At 65.2% G+C, this 21618-nt stretch carries 16 protein-coding genes; 3 read left to right on the top strand and 13 right to left on the bottom strand.

Features of this window, described 5'->3' with window-relative positions:
- Positions 1-232: 232 nt before the first annotated feature.
- The 5 genes from AACH87_RS01080 to minC form a co-directional block, all read right to left on the bottom strand.
- Positions 233-682, bottom strand: a complete 450-nt coding sequence (locus AACH87_RS01080; RefSeq protein WP_338796858.1) for an SRPBCC family protein — start codon at positions 680-682, stop codon at positions 233-235.
- A 122-nt stretch (positions 683-804) separates the two neighbouring features.
- Positions 805-3024 (bottom strand): YccS family putative transporter, encoded by a 2220-nt coding sequence (gene yccS / locus AACH87_RS01075; RefSeq protein WP_338796856.1) that lies wholly within the window; start codon positions 3022-3024, stop codon positions 805-807.
- A 144-nt stretch (positions 3025-3168) separates the two neighbouring features.
- Positions 3169-3438 carry a cell division topological specificity factor MinE gene (gene minE, locus AACH87_RS01070; protein WP_338796855.1) on the bottom strand — a complete coding sequence of 90 codons (270 nt, stop codon included), beginning with the start codon at positions 3436-3438 and terminating at the stop codon, positions 3169-3171.
- A gap of 3 nt (positions 3439-3441) precedes the next feature.
- Entirely contained in the window at positions 3442-4260 is an 819-nt protein-coding gene (minD, locus tag AACH87_RS01065) for a septum site-determining protein MinD (RefSeq protein ID WP_338796854.1), read from the bottom strand.
- Between the two features lie 44 nt (positions 4261-4304).
- The gene (minC, locus tag AACH87_RS01060; protein ID WP_338796853.1) at positions 4305-5060 is read right to left on the bottom strand and encodes a septum site-determining protein MinC; all 756 of its coding nucleotides are present in this window, start codon (positions 5058-5060) and stop codon (positions 4305-4307) included.
- Positions 5061-5299: 239 nt separating this feature from the next.
- Here minC and AACH87_RS01055 point away from each other — a divergent pair, with 239 nt between their 5' ends.
- Entirely contained in the window at positions 5300-6280 is a 981-nt protein-coding gene (locus tag AACH87_RS01055) for a DMT family transporter (protein WP_338796852.1), read from the top strand.
- A gap of 66 nt (positions 6281-6346) precedes the next feature.
- Here AACH87_RS01055 and pssA read toward each other — a convergent pair whose 3' ends face one another.
- A complete protein-coding gene (pssA, locus tag AACH87_RS01050) occupies positions 6347-6973 on the bottom strand; it encodes a CDP-diacylglycerol--serine O-phosphatidyltransferase (RefSeq protein WP_338796851.1) in 627 nt (208 codons plus the stop codon).
- Positions 6974-7109: 136 nt separating this feature from the next.
- On the opposite strand from pssA, the gene AACH87_RS01045 reads away from it, so the two are divergent.
- Together AACH87_RS01045 and AACH87_RS01040 are read left to right on the top strand one after the other, a co-directional pair.
- Positions 7110-9122 carry an acyl-CoA synthetase gene (locus AACH87_RS01045; protein WP_338796850.1) on the top strand — a complete coding sequence of 671 codons (2013 nt, stop codon included), beginning with the start codon at positions 7110-7112 and terminating at the stop codon, positions 9120-9122.
- Positions 9123-9290: 168 nt separating this feature from the next.
- On the top strand, positions 9291-10232 hold the full coding sequence (locus tag AACH87_RS01040; RefSeq protein WP_338798811.1) for a tripartite tricarboxylate transporter substrate binding protein: 942 nt from the start codon (positions 9291-9293) through the stop codon (positions 10230-10232).
- 199 nt (positions 10233-10431) lie between these two features.
- Here the strand turns inward: AACH87_RS01040 and AACH87_RS01035 are convergent, their stop codons facing one another.
- From AACH87_RS01035 to AACH87_RS01005, 7 genes are all read right to left on the bottom strand, one after another.
- Positions 10432-11319: a 4'-phosphopantetheinyl transferase superfamily protein gene (locus AACH87_RS01035; RefSeq protein ID WP_338796848.1), complete on the bottom strand. Its 888-nt coding sequence runs from the start codon at positions 11317-11319 to the stop codon at positions 10432-10434.
- Entirely contained in the window at positions 11291-11494 is a 204-nt protein-coding gene (locus AACH87_RS01030; protein WP_338796847.1) for an MbtH family protein, read from the bottom strand. Before AACH87_RS01030 ends, AACH87_RS01035 begins: the two co-directional genes overlap by 29 nt.
- Positions 11495-11540: 46 nt before the next feature.
- Complete coding sequence (locus tag AACH87_RS01025; protein ID WP_338796846.1) at positions 11541-12860, bottom strand: glycosyltransferase; 1320 nt, start codon at positions 12858-12860, stop codon at positions 11541-11543.
- Between the two features lie 15 nt (positions 12861-12875).
- The gene (locus AACH87_RS01020) at positions 12876-17189 is read right to left on the bottom strand and encodes an amino acid adenylation domain-containing protein (protein ID WP_338796845.1); all 4314 of its coding nucleotides are present in this window, start codon (positions 17187-17189) and stop codon (positions 12876-12878) included.
- Positions 17190-17635: 446 nt separating this feature from the next.
- Positions 17636-18277 (bottom strand): acyl-homoserine-lactone synthase, encoded by a 642-nt coding sequence (locus tag AACH87_RS01015; RefSeq protein WP_338796844.1) that lies wholly within the window; start codon positions 18275-18277, stop codon positions 17636-17638.
- Between the two features lie 142 nt (positions 18278-18419).
- Complete coding sequence (locus AACH87_RS01010) at positions 18420-19136, bottom strand: autoinducer binding domain-containing protein (protein WP_338796843.1); 717 nt, start codon at positions 19134-19136, stop codon at positions 18420-18422.
- Positions 19137-19505: 369 nt separating this feature from the next.
- Positions 19506-21590, bottom strand: a complete 2085-nt coding sequence (locus AACH87_RS01005; protein ID WP_338796842.1) for an acetoacetate--CoA ligase — start codon at positions 21588-21590, stop codon at positions 19506-19508.
- Positions 21591-21618: the final 28 nt, after the last annotated feature.

Below are 21618 nucleotides of genomic sequence, written 5' to 3'. Positions count from 1 at the left end.
GTTGCCGCATTGTTATCGCAACGCAGCCATCGCGCCAGAGGGCGGGCTATCCGCAATCGTGAGCAATGGCAACAGGAGGATGGGAACGGCTCACATCCGAGGGCTAGACAGCCAGTGCACACAAGCACTTCCATAGCCCGGCGATGTGTCGTTCCTACTGGAACGGATCAGCTTTGGTTCCTCAAAGAAGGGGGCTATGCAAACCCACAGAACTGTGGCTTTGGTGCGGGTTTCATTCGGAGTTAGCCTCCGCCCAGAGTTTGAAGGCCTCAAGGCGGCGCTTCATATCGCGCTTGTAGACCAGGCCCACGAAAGGCTCGATGAGTCCACGCAACATCGCAGGGCGACAGGTGAAGTTGTAGATGAAACGGACTTCTGTCTCACCGGGTCGGATTTCTTTAAAGCGCCATGTTCCACCGAAGCGTTGAATGATCCAAGGACCTTGAGTCATCTCGACTGCCGCATGTGTTGGCGGCGCAAAAGAGATGTACCTGGATGTCAACGATGAACCGGATTTGTTGCGACAGAAGGACTCCACGCCGACAGCTGCTTGAGGCTCGTTGTGGAGCAAGTAGGCTTCAGAAAGGTAGATATCCCATTCCAGGCGCCGTTCATAGTTCTGCGATAGCCAGAAAAGGCGCTCGGCAGAGCTGTTCACAACGATGGAAACGGTGACTCGCATGGGCCAAGCCTAACGTAACTGCGCCCAGGAAGGCCGCGGAACATTCATGGCACTGATTCCCATGGCAGTGGCTTGCCGCATAAGCCAGCAAGAAGATGGCGGACTACTTCCCTCTCAACTCCTCACCCCCGCTCCACCATCTGCCGCGCCTGCTCCCTGAGCTGCGGAAACACCTTGCCCACCAGCTGCAGCTGGTTCGCCATCCAGCTCTGCGCGGGCACGGCGGGCGGGGTTTGGCCGAACTGGCGCAGCACCTCGGCCACGGCAGGGGCCTGGGCCAAAGGGGGTCGTTTGCCGCGCTGGCGGGGGCCGTCCATTTCGCGCTGGGCACGTTCCAGCTCTTCGGCCAGCTCTTGCAGGGATTGCAGCAGGGCCTGGGCGGAGGCCTGGGTGGCTTCGTCCATGGGCTGGGCGGATGCGCCGCCGCGCTGCGCGCCCAGGGCCGAGAGGTAGTTGAGCTGGGTGTGCGACAGGCGCAGAAAGTTGGCCACCACCTCGGCGTTGCCGCGCACGCGCAGGGGCTCTTTGAGCATGGCGCTGTACGAGTTGGACAGGGCCGCATCGGCGTTGTGGGCGTTGCGGCGGGCCAGGCGATAGGCCAGGTGGTCGCGCTTGCCGCTTTGGTACTGCGCCAGAATTTCGCGCAGGTAGATGGCCTGCGTCTGCAGGGCTTGGGCGGCCAACTGCGGCCACTGGCGCGATTGCCAGTGCGGCAGCACCCGCCATGCAGCGGCCGCGGCAATCAGGCAGCCCACGGCGGTGTCGAGCAGCCGGGCTGAAATCACGCCCTGCCCCATGCCCATCTGGTGAAAGCTGAGCAGCAGCAAGGTGGTGACGGCGGCGGTAGCCAGCACATAGCGGGTGTGGCGCGCCCCAAAAAACACGGCCCCGCCCAGCACCAGCAGGGCAGCCTGGATGAAGTTGCCGGGGAATAACTGGATGACGGCCCAGCCCAGCGCCAAGCCGATGGCCGTGCCCTTGGCGCGCTGCATGAGGCGCGTTTGCGTGGCGGCGTATTGCGGTTGGCTCACGAACACGATGGTCAGCAAGATCCAGTAGCCATGTGGGTCGGCCGTGGCCTGCATGACGGCAAAGCCCAGCACCAGCGACAGGCTCAGGCGCACGCTGTGGCGCAGCCAGGGCGACTGGGCGTTGCACTGGGCGCGCACGCGGGCCCAGGCGTCGCGCAGGGTGCGGGGTTCGCGGTCAAACAGGCTGTGGTCTACCGCTGTGCGGGTGTTGCCGGGCTCGTCCACCGGCAGCGCCAGAGCCCCCGCAAACACCCCCGCCAGTGCGGTGAGGTTGTGGCCCAGCGCGCGCAGGGACCGCAGGGGCCGGGCCTGCATGGCAGTGGGCTCGGCGTGTGCGATCTCTTCCTGGTGGGCCAGGGCGGCTTCCATGTCTTCGATGGCGCGGGTGGTGACGCCCGAGTGCAGAGGCTCGGTCTGCTGCTGGATGGCCACCGAGAACTTGAGCGCCTGCTCGCCCAGCAGCGTGAGCACGCGCTGGCAGCGGTAGAGCACATCGCTGTGGAAGAACGACTGGGCCAGCAGGTCGTAGTGCTCGTGCGAGGAGCTGACGCGCTCGTGCACGTCTTGCGCCGCCAGGTACTGGTGCATGGCGGTTTGCAGCCACACGGGCGGCGTGCCCCGGCCCATGCGGCTGATGAGGCTTTCCTTGGTGGCGTTGAGCGCATCGACCACCCGGCCGTTGTGCAGGGCCAGCGCCATGCGGCGGCGCTCCAGGTCTTCGTCGCGCACGGGCTCCAGCAGCAGGGCCTTGAGGCGCAGGTATTCGCCCAGCATGGCGTAGAGCTTGGCCAGGCGGTAGCGCACGGGGGCGCGGGGCATCACGGCATTCCACAGCACAGACACCACGCCGTACCAGGCGGCACCGCCCAGCATGAGCGGGGTGGCCGCCATGGCGGCCTCGCGGCTGCCGCGGGCGGCCAGGGCCTCGTAGATGAACAGCACCAGCGAGCCGAAGGCAATGGCCCGGTAGCGCTCGCTGAGCGCACCCAGCAGGGTGAAGGCAAAGGCCGACAACGCCATCACAGCCATCAGCAGCCAGGGCCAGGGCACCGCCACGCACACGGCCAGCGCCACCAGCGTGAAGCAGGCCATGGCAAGCAACTGCGCACGCAGGCGGCCACGCCAGCTGTCGTCGGTCTCGGTCAGGGCACTGGCAATCACGCCCAGCAGCACGGGCATCAACTCGGTCTGCCAGTCGGCCCACCAGCCGTACAGCAGCACCACGGCCAGCGCCACAAATGCACGCGCGCCGCGTGTGAAACCTTCATGGTTGCTGGCGCGCTGCCAGCTGAGTTTCCAGGTTGTGTCCACCAAAATGCTCTCTGCTCACAAATATAGGGTTTACCCTAGTTTTCCAAGCAATTGTTAGGCCAATTGCCCCAAATTGCCCCAGCGTGGGCACAAAAAAGCCCGCGCCGCAGGCTGCGGGGCGGGCTCGGGGTGCATGCCCAGCGTTCAGCGCACCACGGGGTCTGGCAGCTCGATCTTGACTTCCAGCACTTCCAGGTTGTCCTGGCGCTCCAGGTGGACCTTGAGGTCCTCGGGGCTGATCTTGACGTATTTGGAGATCACCGCCACCAGTTCGCGCTGCAGCGCGGGCAGGTAATCGGGCTCGGAGGCGTTGCGGCCATTGCGCTCGTGCGCGAGGATGATCTGCAGCCGTTCTTTGGCCACACTGGCGGTTTTCTTTTTCTCGCCAAGCAAAAAGGAGAGGAACGAAGCCATGGCTTACTTGCTCCCGAAAAGGCGTTTGAAGAAACCGGGCTTTTCAGCCTCGATGAAGCGCATGGGCTTGTCGGTGTCGCCCAGGAAGCGGTCGATCACGTCCTTGTACGCCTCAGACACGTCCGTGCCCTGGGCATGGATGGCGGGCGTGCCCTGGTTGGATGCCTGCAGCACGACTTCCGACTCGGGAATCACGCCAATCAGCTTGATACGCAGGATGTCCTGAATGTCCTCCAGGCTCAGCATCTGGCCGTCTTCCACGCGGGCGGGGTTGTAGCGGGTGATGAGCAGGTGCTCCTTGATGGGCTCGCCGCCGTCGATGGCGCGCTTGGTCTTGCTGCCCAGCATGCCCAGGATGCGGTCGGAGTCGCGCACGCTCGATACCTCGGGGTTGGTCACCACCAGGGCTTCGTCGGCAAAGTGCATGGCCATGAGGGCACCGCTTTCGATACCGGCGGGCGAGTCGCACACGATGTACTCGAAGTCCATCGCAGCCAGGTCCTTGAGCACCTTTTCCACGCCGTCTTGCGTGAGGGCATCCTTGTCGCGCGTCTGGCTGGCGGCCAGCACGAACAGGTTGTCGCACTGCTTGTCCTTGATGAGAGCCTGGTTGAGGTTGGCCTCGCCATGGATCACGTTGATAAGGTCATACACCACGCGGCGTTCGCAGCCCATGATGAGGTCCAGATTGCGCAGGCCGACGTCGAAGTCGATCACTGCCGTCTTGTGGCCGCGCAGGGCAAGGCCGGAGGAAAAGCTGGCACTGGTGGTGGTCTTGCCCACGCCACCTTTGCCGGAGGTCACGACGACGATTTTGGCCATGTGTTGCAGATTCTCTGTGGGTTGATACGAAGGAATGAAAGCCATCAAGCCAGTGGCTCGATGATGAGTTTCTCGCCGTCCAGGCGCACCTGGGCGGGTTTGCCGGCCACGTTGTCGGGCAGGGCGGTTTCAGTGGTGCGGTAGATGCCTGCGATGGAAACCAGCTGCGGCTCCAGGCAGGTGCTGAAAATGCGGGCCTCGGTGTTGCCACGGGCCCCGGCAATGGCACGGCCACGCAGCGGTGCATAGACGTGGATGTTGCCGTCGGCAATCACCTCGGCCCCAAAGCTCACCACGGCCATCACCACCAGGTCGGCGCCGCGCGCATACACCTGCTGGCCGGAGCGCAAGGGTTTGTCCACCACCACGGTGCCCGGGCCTGCCACGGGCACTTCACGCACGACTTCCACCTCGCGGACCACTTCGCGCACCACCTCCACGGGGGCAGGTGCTTCGGCGCGGGCCGGGGGGGCATCCGGAGCGGCCGCCAGGCCTGCGGCGCGGGCGGCCTCCATCTGGGCGGGGCTGCCACCGCGCACGGCCACGGGCAGGGTGCGCTGCTCGCGCAGTTGCTCGGTGATGGCGGCGAAGTCGATGGGCTCTTCGGCATCGCGCACGGGCGAGAGGTCGATCAGCACCGGGTCCTGGTCAAAAAAACCGGGGGCGTCGGCCACACGCTCGGCCAAGTCCACAGCAAACTGGGTTGCGTCCGTGGTCTTGAGCACCACAGCCACCACCGGCAGTGAAGCACTTTTCAGGTCAAAACTGGCGCGGTTCTGCGCCGCCGTTTCAGTGGCCATGGGGCGTGAGGTTAAACGGCTGCGCCACCGGGCACAGCCAAAAAGCCCGAGTGTACTGGCAGCGTGCGGCAAAGCTGCCACAGGCGGGGCGCACGCTCACATCCCGTTTCAATGCGGCAACCCTCCTGCAGCGAGGGCATGTTGCGTGCAAGTGTCGTGCATCGCGCCGAGGGATGAAGGGACGGTGCCCGCAAACGGCCCGATGAACCTGATCCAGGGGAGCTGACCATAATCAAGCCATGACCTCTTCCACCCCCGGTGTGCGCAAGGCCCATCTCGACACGCTCTCCATCACCCTGCTGCTGGCCTGCTGCATGTTCTGGGGGTTTCAGCAAGTGCTGGTCAAGGCCACGGTGGCCGAGGTAGCGCCCGTCTTTCAGGCCTTTGTGCGCTTTGCCATGGCCACAGCCGCTGTGGCCGCATGGTGCCTGTGGCAACGTGCACGCAGCCCGGCCCGAACACACCCTGCGCACCCCATGCACCCGCCAGGCGTGGCTGGAAGCTGGCGTGCCGGGCTGCTGGCCGGGGCGCTGTTTGCGGGGGAGTTTGCCTGCATCTATGTGGGCCTGCAGTACACCACCGCCTCGCGCCTGACGGTGTTTCTGTACGCCTCGCCCTTCTGGGTGGCCCTGCTGCTGCCCCGCTTCATCCCTGGGGAGGGGCTGCGTGGCTGGCAGTGGCTGGGCCTGGCGGGGGCGTTTGTGGGGGTGGGGTTGGCGCTGGGTGACGGATTCGGGGCAGCGGCTGGAGCCGGTGGGCAGGGGGCCGTTGTCCACCCTCTGGCCTGGCTGGGCGATGTGCTGGGGCTGGCTGCGGGCTTGATGTGGGCGCTGACCACGGTGGTCATCCGCAGCACCACCCTGGCACGCGTGGCCCCTGCGCAGCAGTTGCTGTACCAGGTGGCGGTCAGCACGGCATTGCTGCCTGTGCTGTCACTCGCGCTGGGCGAGCAGTGGTCCTGGGATTTCAGCGCGTTCGCCTGGATGTCCCTGCTGGTGCAGGCGCTGGTGGGAGCTTTTGTGAGCTATCTGGCGTGGATGTGGATGCTGGCGCACTACCCGGCCACCAAGATGTCGTCTTTTGTGTTCCTGACCCCAGTGTTTGCGCTGCTGTTTGGCGCGGGCTGGCTGGGGGAGCCGGTTACGCCAGCGCTGGTGGCTGCGCTGGCGCTGGTGGCTGCGGGCATCGTGCTGGTCAACCGCAAGCCTGCCGCCGCCTGAGCATCGGGCCAAAATGCATGCTTGCGCTTTGCCAACAAGCGCAAGCAGCTATGCTTTTGATAGCAATCAGAGCTTGGGGATGCGGATGCGGCTGATCATCAGCGAGCCTGACAGCGCAAACAGCAGCACCAGCGGGTGCAGCGTGAAGCCGCCAAGCACCACACGGCCACCCCACAGGTTGGAACCTACCGCCCCTTGGGCAGCGGCCAGGGCCAGCAGGCCCACCAGCACGATGGAGGTGGGAATGGGCGTGCCCTCAAAGTATTTGACCTTGCCCGTGCCCTCCGACAGCGTCTCGGCGGTGACGTTGTAGCGCGCCAGGCGCGAGACGCCGCACGCCACAAAGTAGGCAAGTACCACGCGGTCGTACAGGCCCTGCATGCCGCAGCCGTAGGCAATGATGGCGGGCGCTACGCCGAACGAGATCACGTCGGCCAGCGAATCCAGCTCGCGCCCCATGGCCGAGCTTTTCTGCCGCCAGCGGGCAATGCGGCCGTCCAGTACGTCAAAGATCAGCGCCGCCAGCACCAGCGCCGCAGCAAAGTAGATATGGACCACATCGTGGGTGGCCAGGTACGACATGGACGAAAACAGAGCCCCCACGCCACAGACCGCGTTGCCCAGGGTGAACCAGTCGGCCAGATGGAATTCGCGGATCATGGAAAAGCGTTTGGGATGCTGGGGAGTGTTCATGGAGAAAGCGTCCGGAGCGCACAGTGGATAACGGGTCCATTATGGGCGCGCAGACAGCCAAGCCCCACGCCGCTGACATTTGCGCGACTGCTTTTACCTGCGGGTGCAGCGAGACTGTGGTGGAGATTCGAAAAAGATGAGTGAGACAAAAACCATGCAGACACCAGGGCCCACATCCTCCGGCTCCGCCCCCTCTTCACTGACTGCCGCCCCTTCAGCCCCTTCAACCCATTCTCCTGCTGCGGTCCATCCCCCATTCACCTGCGCCGCTCCCATCCGCAGCCTGCAGGATGTGCAGCGGCTCGAAACCCGCCCCCTGGCCGAGGCGCTGCCGGTGCAGAGCACCTACGACATCTTTGTGAATTCGGCGGCAGCGTTTGGCGACAAGACGGCGCTGACCTTTTTACCCACCGCCGACCCGGCAGCTGAGCCCATCCGCTGGACCTACGCCCAGTTGCTGGCGGGCATCCACCAGACGGCCAACCTGCTGCACCACCTAGGCGTGGGGCCTGAGGATGCCGTGGCCGTGCTGCTGCCCGGCTGCCTCGAATACCACCTGGCCCTGTGGGGTGGCGAGGCGGCGGGCATCGTGCAACCGCTCAACCCCATGCTCACCGACGAGAAGATCGCGGCCATGATGACCTTGGCCCGCGCCAAGGTGCTGATTGCCTACGGCGCAGAGGGCGACCTGGGCTACTGGAGCAAGGCCCTGCGCCTGCGCGCCTTGGTGCCCAGCCTGACCATGGTGCTGCGTGTCGCCCCGCACGATGAAGCACCGGAAGCCGCGCCCGCCCTGCCCGCAGGCGTGCTGGACCTGGCCGCGCGCCACCAGCACCCTGGTGACCACCTGGTGAGCGGCCGCCGCATTGTGGCCTCCGACATCGCCGCGTACTTCCATACCGGTGGCACCACCGGCGCGCCCAAGCTGGCCCGCCACAGCCACGGCGCGCAGGTGTTCACCGCCTGGGGCAGTGTGCAGATGCAGGGCATACGGCCCGAAGATGTGGGCATCAACGGCTACCCGCTGTTCCATGTGGCGGGCGTGCTGCCGGGCTCGCTGGCAGCGCTGTCGGCGGGGGTGGAAACCATCATCCCCACCACCGGCCTGTTCCGCAACCGCGAAGTGGTGGCCAACTACTGGCGGCTGGTAGAACGCTACCGCTGCACCTACCTGTCGGCCGTACCCACGGTGCTGGCGGCGCTGGCCAATGTGCCGCTGGACGGGGCCGACATCTCCACCCTGCGCTATTGCCGCACGGGTGCAGCCATCCTCGCGCCTGAGCTGGCCGCACGGTTTGAGCGGCTGTTTGGCCTGCACATCCACGAAAGCCTGGGCATGACGGAGATGGCGGGCATCTCCACCATCACCCCGCCCGGCGTGAACGCCCCCGCAGGCTGCGTAGGCTGGCGGTTGCCCTACATGCAGCTGCGCGTGGTGGCGCTCGATGCGCAGGGCAATGCCTCCGACAAGGACATGCCGCCCGGCCAGCCGGGCATGGTGCTTTTCAAAGCGCCCAACCTGTTCTCGGGCTTTCTGGACCCTGCCGACACGGCCAAGGCCTTCACGGCGGATGGCTGGTTGGCCACAGGCGACCTGGGCTTTCTGGACGACCAAGGCCGTCTGCACCTGAGTGGCCGCGCCAAGGACCTCATCATCCGCAGCGGCCACAACATCGACCCCAAGGTGATCGAAGACGCCCTGGGCGCCCACCCCGCCGTGCAACTGTGCGCCGCCGTAGGCGCGCCCGATGCCTATGCGGGCGAGCTGCCCGTGGTCTACGCCACGCTGCGGCCCGGCGTGCAGGTGACGGAAGCGGAGTTGATGGCCTTTACCGCCGAGCGCGTGGACGAAGCCGTGGCCCGCCCCCGCTGGGTGCAGGTGCTGGACACCATGCCTGTGACCAACGTGGGCAAAATCTACAAGCCCGAGCTGCGCCAACGCGCCGCCTGCCAGGCCGTGCAGGGCGCCCTGGCGGCGGCAGACCTGGCCGCCCAGGTACATGTGCAGGCCGATGGCGACAACGCCGTGCGGGTGACCGTGGAACACGCCCCTGGCGCAGACAACCCGGCCCTGCTGACCGCAGTGCGCAACCTGCTGGCCCCCCTGCCCTTGCGCATCACGGTAGCGCCCCACACTGCCCCTGCATGACCGTGCCCTGGTAGTGCACTGACACAGCGCCCGCACAGCGACCGACTTAACCACCACAACGACAGGAGACATCGCATGCACCCCTCTCAACCGATGCACCACCAGATGCCGCCAAGCACGCCCCGACGCCAATGGCTGCGCGCAGCGGTGCTGACCACGGCCGCCTGCATGGCGGCTGGCACCGGCACGGTAGCACTGGCACAGGCTTACCCCAACAAGCCCATCAAGGTGGTGGTGCCCTTCGCCCCCGGCGGGGCCACCGATGTGCTGGCCCGCGTGCTGGCCGAAAAGATGACCGTGGGCCTGGGCCAGCCCATGGTCATCGACAACAAGCCCGGCGCGGCCGGCATCATCGGCACCGACGCCGTAGCCAAGGCCGCACCCGACGGCTACACCCTGCTGCTGGCGCTGAGCAACTCCATGCTCACCAACCAGTTCCTCTACACCAAGCTGCCCTACAGCCCCGAGAAGGATATTGCGCCCGTCTACCAGATCGCGATTGCGCCGCTGGTGCTGGTGGCCCACCCCAGCGTGCCGGTGGCCACGGGGCCAGAGCTGCTCAAGTACATCGCCGCGAACAAAGGCAAAGTGGCTTATGGCTCGTATGGCACGGGGGCCTACCCGCATCTGGCCGGGGCTTACATGAGCCAGTCGCAAAACGCGGACATGAGCCATGTGGCCTACCGTGGTGAAGCCCCCATGGTGCAAGACCTGCTGGGCGGGCAGATCCAGATCGGCTTTGCCAGCGCTCTGCAGGTCAAGGCCCACATCGACGCAGGCAAGCTCAAGGCGATTGGCGTGAGCGGCGAGCGCCGCATGAGCACCCTGCCCAACGTGCCCACGCTGGCCGAGCAGGGCCTCAATGACGAGGCCTACCGCGTGGCAGGCTGGCTGGCCGTTGGTGCGCCCGCAGGCACGCCACCCGCCGTGCTGGAGCGCATTGCCACCGAGGTGCGCAAAGCCACCGAACAGCCCGACGTGGCCCAGCGCATTGCAGCCATGGGGTTTGATGTGCAAAAAAGCTCGCCCGCGCTGTTCGCTGCGGCCATGAACAAAGAGCGGCCGGTGTGGGAGCGTCTGATCAAAGCCTCAGGGGCCAAGCTGGACTGAAGCCCACCGGGCAGTTTTGAATCAAATCAGGGTCTAGGGATGTTCTGCATAACTCCCTGCGGTCTGTGATAGCGCGGCCTCGGGCAGTCCGCTGCGTTGCTTTTCTTGCCAATAGCCCCGCTATTGACTGCAAAAAGACGCCTTGCGGCCTATCCCGATCCGCACTACCACCGACTCGCGAGGGTTATGCAGGACATCCCTAGCGCTTTACTATCAAGCGCTGGCAGCTTCTTTTTTTGATAGCACCCAACCCCATGCAGCTTGTCGCGCCCAGGATGGCGGGGGTGGCAGTGGAGCAGGTGTCCGTGCTCCATGCCACACACAGCTCCAGAGGTGTGCTGCCCTGCAATGGCTGCGCCATGCGGGCCTGCAGCGCTGGGGGCTGGCCTGCCACGTCGGCGCACACCGCGATGCAATGGCCTTGCACCTCCAACTGCCAGAAGCACCACCGGGCACCACCGCAAACACCTCCGCCTTCATCGCTGAAAAACTGCAGTGCCCCCGGTGAGTCAAAGCGGAAGGAAAACGCCGTCAGCGGGTGCGAAAGGCCCATGCCCAGGGCTTTGACGTAAGCCTCTTTCAAGGACCAGTACTGAAAGAACCGCAGCGCTTGGTCGCAGGCTGGCAGGCTGCTCAGCGCCTGCTGCTCGGCCGGTGTGAGCAGCACCGGTGTGACCTCGAAAGGGGGCGTGCGGCCTTGCCAGCGCTCTGCGTCTACCCCCACGCTGCCTTGCCGGTGCAGCGCCAGCACGATCAGCTCGTCGGTATGCGACACGCTGAAGTCCAGCCCGGCAGGCAACCCTGCGGGGCCGGTCACCACCGGCTTGCCGTGCGGCGTGTGGCCAAACTGCCATTGCTCAGGCAACACGGCCGCCTGCTCTGACAGCACCGTGCGCACCAGCGCGCGGGTCACAAGGTAGCGCAGACGGTCTGCAGGGCGGCGCAGCCGCAGGTATTGCGTCTGCTCTTGGGCGTGCAGCATCCGCCAGTAACGCGGCAGCAGGGGCGATCCTGCCAGCGGTTGCAGGGCGCAGAACCACAGCGCTATCACGGCGACATCACTGCTCCGCAGCGTGGGCAATGACACGGACCGCCTGAACCCGCGACTCGATAAAGGTGCGACACGCCTCCACGGTTTCCACACCATGGACCACACGCCAGCCGTCAGGTATTTTCAGGAAGGCAGGCCACAGCGAGGTCTGCCCCTGGGCGTTGTCGAGCACCAGGAATTCACCCTGGGAGTTGTCGAGGGGATGGGTCATGAATGTCCTTTCGTCACATGGGAAAGCCGCGTGCTTCAGGCCTACATCAGGCGGCCAAGGCCTGCACGGCAGGTGCAGAGTGCAGCGACTGCAATGCCTGGGTGATCTCTGCCAGCGCGTCGTGGCGGCGCAAAGCCTGCGACAGCGCCTGGGCGCGCTCGCGGTAGGAGGTGTCTGCCAGCAGCAGGTGCACCGCATCGGCAATGGCACGGGTACTGGGCCGCCCGGTGCGCAGGTTGATGCCCGCGCCCGCCCAGGCCACGCGGGCGGCAATCTCGGGCTTTTCTTCCGTGGCACCGGCCACCACCAGCGGTATGCCCAGGCTGAGGGCATGGTTGACCGAGCCGTAGCCCCCGTTGGTGACCATGACCTGCACCTTGGGCAGCAACTCGCCATAAGGCACAAAGTCCATGATGCGCGCATTGGCCGGGGCCATGGCCGCCAGCTCGGGCGGCACGGGGCCGCCCGTGGTGGCTATCACATGCAGGTGGGGCTGGCCTGCCAGCGCCTTGAGTGTGGGCACGATGAGCTGCTGCGGATCGTCGTTGGCCAGCGTGCCCTGGGTGACCAGCACCACGGTGCGGCCATCGCTCAGCTCGGGCCACCAGGGCGGCGGCGTGAAGCCCTGCGCGGGCGGGGCCAGCAGCGGCCCCACAAACTGCACGGTAGCGGGCAGGTCGCTGCGCGGATATTCAAACGCCTGGGCGGTGAGCTGCAAGTAGAGGTCTGGCAGGGTCACCATGGCGTCGGTAAAGAACGCGGGCAGCGGGGGGCGGCCCATGCGCTGCAGCACGGCATCAAAGTGGCGCTGCACATCGCCAAACACGGTGCGCTGCAGCGTTTGCTGCATGGTGCGGCATTGCTGCCGTGCCTGCGGCGTGGTGGGTGGGGCCATGCCGGTGCCAAAGGCGGCGGTGTCGGCGCTGGACAGCGCCAGCGCAGTGATGCCCAGCGCCACCACCGGGGGCCGCTCATGCCGCGGCCCCAGCAGCAGGGGAAAGGTGCCGCAGAACATGGTGTCGGTCAGGATGGCATCGGCCGCAAAGCGCTGCAGGATGTTGCGCAGCCCCTGGTACTGGGGGCCAATGGCATCGGCAAAGAAGTGCTTCAGGCCAAAGCACAGCCGCGCCGGGCCGGGCGGCAGTTGCCGCTGCTGCGGAAACTTCTGCTCCAGCGCGCGGTGGTCGTGGTCAATCTCGGCCACCAGGGGCTCAAACACGGCCCCGGTGCGCTCCACCTGCGCCTTGAAGGCACTGGCGGTGTGAAAGCAGACCTGGTGCCCTGCGCCCACCAGATGGCGGGCCACGGCCAGCAGGGGCATGACATGGCCCGGCATGGCCGTGGCGGCAAGAAGATAGCGTGCCATAGGGTGTCTCCCGCTTCAGGACAACATGGGCTGGGACGGCGTCTGGCCAATGCCCAGGTTCTGGAAGTAGCGCTGCAGCAAAGGCCGGTCTACCGGGCGAATGGGCGAGCCCATGCGGTCCAGCCGCGCCTGCGTGGCCTGGCCGCACAGCACGGGCACCTGCCCCTGAGGGTCGTAGCCGTTGAGAATGGCAAGCAAGGCTGCGAGGTCATGGTCCTGCGTGACGGCCAGGCGCTGGTGCGCCTGCTCCAGCCACTCATCCAGCCCAGCCTTTTGCAGGGGCCTGCCAATCTGCTCGAACACCTCGCACACATCACGCACATGCAGGGGCTGGCTGCCCAGCAGGTGGTAGATCTGCCCCCAGGCGTCGCGCTGCTGCCCCAGGCGGACGATGGCGCTGGCCACGTCGTCCACAGGGGTCAGGTTCAAGGGCAGGTCCAGATCGGGGATGGTCTCCATGTCGGCATACAGCCGGGCCACGCGCCAGAAGACGTCCATCTCGTTGCAGGCGGCGTTCTGGTGGTCGCCCGTGACCGAGCCCAGCCGGTAGATGGTGACGGGCAGGCCCCGGGCCTGCGCGGCGCGGGCCAGGCAATCGGCCACCCACTTGCTCTGCGCGTAACCGCCCACCAGGCCTTCTGGCGTGGCCAGCGCTGCCCCTTCGTTGACGATGGCGGTCTCGGGGTTCATGCCGATCACGGCCAGGGTGGAGACGAAATGCAGGGCCTTGGGCCGCCCCTGCACCGTCCACTCCAGCAGGGCAATGAGGCTGTCCACATTGGCAGGCTTGAGTGTGGCGTAAGGATGCAAATAGTCCACCTGGGCCGCGCAGTGGTAGATGGCATCGCACTCGTCCTGAACCTGGCGCACGGCGGCCGTGCTCATGCCCAGATGGGGGGCGGCCAGATCACCCGTCACCACCTGGATGCGGCGGTCGTCCCACGGCACGTTCAGTTGGCGCTCGGCCAGCGTCTGCTGCAGACGCTCGCGGCCTGCGGCCTCGTCCGGGGCGCGCACATGGCAGACCACCGTGGCGGCCGTGTCCCGCAGCAGCGTGGCCAGCAGGTAGCTGCCGACAAAGCCGCTCGCGCCCGTCAGGAAGACTTTTTGCGCCGCAGCCGCCGGAGGCTGCAGCCCCTGCGGGGCGCCGATGTGATCGGGCAGCACGATCTGTGTCATGAGGTCGATGGTGGGGTTCTCCGCCTCGGCGTTTTCCAGCCATTGCGCCAGCTCGGCAATGGAGGGGCGGCTGTACAGCTCCGCAGGCGGAAAGTCCGGGTGCAGGCGGTCGCGGATCTGCATGCCCAGCTGGATGGCCAGCAGGGAATGACCGCCCAGGTCGAAGAAGTTGTCGTGCACGCCCACACGTTCGAGCTTGAGGGCCTTGCACCAGAGGTCGGCCAAGGCCTTTTCGGTGGGTGTGCGCGGGCCCACGTAGTGAATTTCATGCACGGTCATGACAGGAGCAGGCAACGCCTTGCGGTCCAGCTTGCCGCTGGGGCCCAGGGGCAGGGACTCCATGGCCACGAAGGCGCTGGGCAGCATGTAGTCCGGCAGATGCTGGGCCAGATGGGCGCGCAGGGCGGCGGTATCGATTTCGGTGCCGCCCTCCATCACGCAGTACGCCACCAGCATGCGGTCGCCGGGCGCTGCCTCACGCACCACCACGGCGGCCTGCAGCACCTGCGGGTGGCTTTGCAGCGTGGCCTCGATCTCGCCCAGCTCGATGCGCAGGCCGTGCAGTTTGACCTGATGGTCTGCGCGGCCCAGAAAGTCGATGGTGCCGTCATCACGCCACAGGGCCAGGTCGCCCGTGCGGTACATGCGGCTGCCTTCAGGACCGTGGGGGTTGGCAATGAAGCGCTCGGCCGTGAGCGCGCTGCGGTTCAGGTAGCCGCGCGCCAGCCCGTCGCCTGCGATGTACAGCTCACCCGTCACGCCGGGGGGCACGGGTTGCAGGCAGGCATCGAGCACGTACATCTGTGTGTTCCAGATGGGCTTGCCAATCGGAATGCGCGCTAGGCCGGCACAGGCCTGCGGTGTGCAGTGCCAGGCCGTGACATCCACCGCCGCCTCGGTGGGGCCGTAGAGGTTGTGCAGCTCACAGCCCAGCGTGCGGTGAAAGCTCTCCACCAGCGGCACGGGCAGCGCCTCGCCACTGCACATCACGCGGCGCAGCGATGTGCAGCGCGCGGCAGCAGGCTCCATCAGAAACACCTCCAGCATGGACGGCACAAAGTGGATGGTGGTGATGGCTTCCTGTGTGATCAGGCGGGCCAGGTAGTCGGGCTCGCGGTGACCGCCGGGGCGCGCCAGCACCAGAGTGGCCTGCGTCATGAGGGGCCAGAAGAATTCCCACACGGAAACGTCGAAGCTCGACGGCGTTTTCTGCAGCACGCGGTCATCGGCCCGCAGGCCATATTCCGCCTGCATCCAGCGCAGGCGGTTGACGATGGCCCCATGGCTCACCACCACGCCCTTTGGCCGGCCGGTGGAGCCGGAGGTGTAGATGACATAGGCAGGGTGCGATGCGTCGATGGGCACAGGCACGCGCTGGGTCTTGCTCACCTCGGGCTCCGGGCCATCCAGCAGGCAGCGGGGAATGGCGGCATCAAAGCGGTCCGTCAGGCCTGCGGTCGTCATCAGGCAGACGGGCTGGGCATCTTCCAGCATGTAGGCGAGGCGGTCCGCGGGAAAGTCGGGGTCCACAGGCAGGTAGGCGGCACCGCTCTTGAGCACCGCCACCAGCGCCACCATCAGCTCCAGTGAGCGGGGGATGGCCAGCGCCACGATGCGCTCAGGCCCTGCACCCAAGGTTGCCAGATGGTCTGCCCAGCGCTGGGCCCGGCGGTCCAGCTCAGCCCGGGTCATGGACTGGCCTTCAAAGCGCAGCGCAATCGCATCGGGTTGCTGGGCCAGGCCTGCCTCCACTAGTTCGGTCAGGTGGGCTCGGGGGTGTGGATGGGCCGTGGCGTTCCAGCCATGCAGCACCTGTTCACGCTCTGCATCGTGGAGGATGTCCAGCAGCCCCACGGCCTGACCCGGTGCCAGTGCGAGAGCGTCCAGCAGCCGGAGCAGGCGGGCCTGATGGTCTGCCAGCACCTTGCCGGTGTAGAGGGCGGGATTGGCATCAAAGTCGATCTGCAGATCCTGACCGTTGCCACGCTCGTACAAAAAGATGCCCAGGTCTTGCGCCGTGCCGTTGGAGAGGTTGCGCAGGCGCGCGGGCTGCTCGCCAAATTGGAGGTCGTAATCGAACGGCTCCACGTTGATGACGGTGGTGAAGAGCTGATGGTTGTCTGCCAGCAGGCCCAGGTCCTCGCGCAACTGCTCGTAGCGGTAGGCCTGGTGCCGCAGCAGCTGGCGCATCTGCTTGCCCACTTCACGCAGCAGGTCGGTAAACGGCAGATCGGGCCGCATGCGCAGGCGCAGGGGCAAGGCGTTGGCGGCCATGCCCGGGGTGCGGCGCATGCGATCGGTGTAGCGTGCAGTGACGGGCACGCCCACAACGAGGTCGGACACTCCTGTCACCCGGTACAGGTAGGCCGCCGTGGCTGCAATCAGGATCTGGGGCAGAGTGCCGTCGTGCTGGAGTGCGATCTCGCGCAGTGCATTGACCCGCGCTGCAGGCCAGTACACGGTGCGACGCAACAGTCCCCCCACGTTCACGCTGCGCCCTTGCGCCAGGGTGAAGGGCGCGGGCCGGTCGTGGAATTGCTCCATCCAGTACTTGCGATCGCGCAGCGCACGCTCCGATGTGCGGTAGTGGCTGTCTTCTTCCCACAGCACAGACAGCGGTGCCAGCGACGATGCCTCAGGCAACGGCTGCCCCCGCGACAGGGCGTTGTACACGTCCGCCACACGGCGGGCCATCAGACCGCCGCCATACCCATCGAGCACGATGTGGTGAGCGCGGTGGTACCAGACGTGATGGTCAGGTGCCAGGCGCAGCAACGCACACAGCCACAGCTGTCCGCTCGCCAGGTCCTGCTTCTGGGTGTAGTCGGCTGCCATCCACCGATCTGCGGCGTGGCGCGGGTCTGCTTCGCCACTGAAATCGACGACGGGGAACGAGCCGTTGAACTCCGGCTGGAGCTGCTGGCGCGGGCCCTGCGGGGTGTCGATGAAGCGCAGCCGCACGGTTTCCGCCTCCCGGCTGACGATGCGCAGCGCCGCCAGAAACAGTTCGTGCGACAGGGGGCCGTGGATATCGATGGCCTCGGCCAGGTTGAGGTTGGCATCACGCGATGCCAGCTTGGAACCAAGCCACATGCCCATCTGTGCAGAAGTCAGCGGCCGGGTTTCAGCAAGAGGAGAGAAGGTATGCATGAAGCAACTCCGTCAGTGGATGAGCAAGACAAGAAGGAACGGGAAAGCGGGAAGACGCCAGGCTTGGGCACATGAATGCACCGGTACGGGTCGCCGGGGCAAATGGTTCGCGGATGTAGCGTGCAGTTGCGTGCAGGCATGCGATGCCACCTCTGTGTCTGCAGGCACGCCTGCGTGGGGCGTGCACTGGTCTTGAGCCATGGAGCAATGGGGTTTGGAGCCGGAGAGACCGAAGCCACTTTGCCTTCCTGTGAATTGGAAGACGGCCCCCTTTGCGGTGGTACTACCCGTTGGTGTAGGTCGGAGCAGAAAGCGACAGATCGCGGCGGATGCAGCCATCGTGAGTGGCGTTGACAGCCGTCGGCATCAGAGTGCACTGAAGGTTGTCACCCGGCCCCTCAGCCTGCGAATGGGCGGACTCCACAGTCAGCCCAGGGTTGCAGGCATCAGAAAACGGCACGCTGCTCCACCTCTGCCCTGAACAGGTCGATGGAGGGCACCAGCGCATAAGGGTTGGGAGCGGGCTTGGCCTTGGGCACATCAATCCAGCAGGCAAACAGCAGCTCGCCTCCCACGCGGCGTGGGGGGGCCGCGCGGCAGGCCGAAAAGCCCAGGCGGCGCAGGATGCGCTCAATGCCCAGTGGCGACACAGTAATCAGCCGGGAGACACCGGCCTGGGCGGCCAGATCGAGCGCCGCCTGCAGCAGCACAGGCGAAGTGGGCGAATGGAACTGGGCCGCAGCCTGGGGGGTGTGCCCCCCTGAAAAGTCCATGGAAGCGAACCGCGAAAGCTCCCACACATCCGCCCCTCGGGGAATAGAGCCGCCCTCCATCAGCTCAGGAAACACATCCGCCAGCAGATAGGGCTTGTTGCACGGCAACAGTCGGCCGGTGCCGATGATCTGGCGGTTCTGATTGAAGGCAATCAGGTACTGGGTATCACTGCGATCAAACTGGTCAAACTCCAGCTGGGATTCGACCGGCAACGGCCAGCCCAGAGTCTCGACAAATACCTTGTGCCGGTATTGCCCCAATTTGATAATGACGTCCGAAGTAATGGTGTTAACGGTTCCCGAAATGATATGCATATTGAAGCACTCCCTTTGAACAAGGGAATTGCATCAGTAACGGGAGTAGCCAGTACCTACCCTTTCGGGTAGGAGTGTTGGAAGTAAGAAATTCTTCCAAATCATTACAGTTTTCCACAAATAAAACTGTTTGGCAGCAGGTTCACGCCAGAAGCCCCATCATCACGGCGCGGACCACCGCCGCAGTCTTGTTGGGAGCACCGAGCTTTGATACGCAGTTCTTGGTGTGGAATTTCACGGTATCAACGGAGATATTCAATATATTCCCGATATCCGATGCGGTTTTACCATCCGCATACCATTTCAATATCTCGATTTCTCGGGGCGTGAGCTGGGGAATATCAGAATCACGCAACTGGCGAATATATCTGCTGCCAATAATCTGGTGAGATATCTGCACCAGCCACTGCATGCGCGTCTGCTTGGCCTGCAATTCGGCGCTTTGCAAAGGCTCGCCCGTGCGGGCCAGCGTGAGCATGCCAATGACACCATTGAGGTCCAGACTGGACTGCGCCCAGCCCACGCGCAGACCGCAGCCTTGGGCTTCTTCCAGAAACTCGGGGGTGCGAGCAAACAGCGCTTCGTTCCAGACGATGGGAAGCCGACTGCGCCGGCCCTGCGCCACCGTCGGATCAATGGCCAAAAAGCCGGCTTCGCGGTAGCGCTTTTGCCACGCCACGGGGTAGTTGTTCAGCAAAATGGTCTTGGGCCGGGTCAGCGGCAACGGCATTTGCAGGCCATAGGCGCAGTACTCAAAGCCCAGGTCTTGCGCCGCCTGTTGAATGTGGCCAAACAGGCCCTGAACATCGTCCGACGTCCACGCGGAAATCTGCAGTACGTTTTGCGCCCAGATATCCATCTCCCAACCTCGCTTTTTGCTGAATCCCAATACGACAAAGCTTTACTTGGCGCGTGTTTTCTTGGTTTGCTTTGTCTGTGCGAGTCTCCTCGTCAAAATTTTAACAATGTTTTAACTATTGTAATTTTGGCGTGAAATCCATGGGGATATTGGTAGGCGAGGAATGCAACCCAAGGGAGTTGCTGATAAGTGATAACGATTGCGCTGCGGAGCTACGTATGGGCACGGCCCGGCTCGGGTTCGCACGGCCCACCCGGCAATGGAGGGCAAGGAAAATGTAACCAGCCGCTCCATACGCGGCTGTGGGCCGGACTGTGGGACGGCCTTTTTGGCCGTCTTTTCTGCAGAATTGCCTGCGAAGGCAGCTTGCTAGGCCCGACTTGCAGCAAACGCCACATACCAATCCAGACACCCCGGATTGGCCATCGCGTCCCTGTTCACCACCTTCTCGATGGGCTGGCCCAGCAGCAGCTTCTTGATGGGCAGCTCCTGCTTTTTGCCGCTGAGCGTGCGGGGCACTTCCGCCACGGCAAAGATGTCATCCGGCACAAAGCGCGGGCTTAAAGCGGTGCGCACTGCGGTGTTGATGCGGGCCCGCAATACGTCGTCCAGCACCACCCCGGCGCGCAGCACCACAAACAGGGGCATGTAGCTCTCGCGGCCCAGGTATTCCAGGTCCACGACCAGGCTGTCGAGCACCTCGGGCAAGGATTCGACTGCGCTGTAGATCTCGCTCGTGCCCATGCGCAGGCCGTGGCGGTTGATGGTGGCGTCGCTGCGGCCGTAGATGATGCAGCCGCCCGTGGCCCCGTCGATCTTGAGCCAGTCGCCATGCCGCCATACCGCGCCCATGCTCGCGGGTCCATCGCCCCCGCCGGGTTGGCGGCCGTGGCCTGCGGGGTACATGTCGAAGTAACTGGACAGGTAACGGCTTCCGTCCTTGTCGCCCCACAGGTACAGCGGCATGGACGGCAAGGGCTGCGCACAGACCAGCTCGCCCACCTCGTCGGTCACTGGCTGGCCTTCGGCATTCCAGGCTTCAACCGCTGCGCCCAGCATGCGGCATTGCATCACGCCGGGCACCTGTGGCATCTCGCGGTTTCCACCGATGAAAGCGCCGCAGAAGTCCGTGCCCCCGGAAATGTTGTTCCACCACATATCGGGTGTGCCCAGCGCCTCAAACTGCGCCGTCCCCCACTGCTGCACCTCGGGCGAGAGCGGCGAGCCCGTGGTGCCCAGCGCGCGGATGCGCGTGAGGTCGCCATAGTCACTGAGCGTGATGCCCGCCTTCATGCAGTTGGCAAAAAATGCCGCGCCCGCGCCGAAGAAGGTCACCCCCGTCTCAGCCGCAAAACGCCACAGCACGCCCCAGTCGGGGTGTTCCTTGCTGCCGCCGGGGTTGCCATCAAAGATGACGCAGGTGGTGCCCGAGAGCAGGCCGCTCATCTGCGCGTTCCACATCACCCAGCCGGTGGAGCTGTACCAGTGGTAACGCTCGCCAAAGCTGTTGGCCTCGTAGCTGCAGCCAATGTCGTTGTGCAGCACCTTGAGCTGCAGCGCCACCAGCATGCTGCCACCGTGACCGTGCACGATGGGCTTCGGTAACCCGGTGGTGCCGCTGGAATAGACGATCCACAGCGGGTGGTCGAACGGGAGCCACATCGGCTCAAATGCCGCAGTCTCTGCATCATTTCGGGCTGTAGCGCCCGTCCAATCAGCGCAACCAGCTATAGAAACCGTAGCATTTAGGTTACCCAGCAGCACCACATGCTGCACGCTGGGCAGGGCGGCGCGCAGCTCGGCCAGCACGCCAGTGCGGTCGTGGTCGCGCCCGCCGTAGGTCACACCGTCCACGCTGATGAGCACCTTGGGCTCGATCTGGCGAAAGCGGTCGAGCACCGCATGCGTGCCCATATCGGGCGCGCAAATGCTCCACACCGCGCCAATGCTCGCCGTAGCCAGAAAGGCAATCATGGCCTCGGGCACGTTGGGCAGATAGGCGGCCACACGGTCGCCGGGCTGCACGCCCTGCGCCTTCAGGTGCAGTGCCAGTGACGCGACCTGGCGGCGCAGCTCGGGCCAGGCAAGTTCACGATGGTTGCCCTTTTCGTTGCGGCTGATGATGGCGGGCAGGCCCGCCGCGTGGGCGGCATCAACATGCCGCAGCACCTGCCGCACATAGTTCACCTGCGCGCCCGGAAACCACTGCGCGCCGGGCATGGTGTTCCTGGCCAGCACGGCCGTGTGTGGGGTGGGCGACTGCAGATCGAAGTAATCCCACACGCTTTGCCAGAAGGCATCCAGCTCGGTGGTGGACCAGCGCCACAGCGCGTCGTAACTGCCAAACTCCAGGCCACGCTGAGCGCGCAGCCAGTTCTGGTACAGGCGGATCTGGGGAACGTAGGGCGGCTGCCCTGCGCCCGTCCGCAGGGGGGTATTTGTGCTTGTCTCCATGGCGACGCAGCGTACCAGCGCCCCCAGC

This window comes from Acidovorax sp. DW039 (assembly GCF_037101375.1).
GTDB lineage: Bacteria > Pseudomonadota > Gammaproteobacteria > Burkholderiales > Burkholderiaceae_C > Acidovorax.
This window is presented reverse-complemented; position numbering and strand designations above follow the sequence as displayed.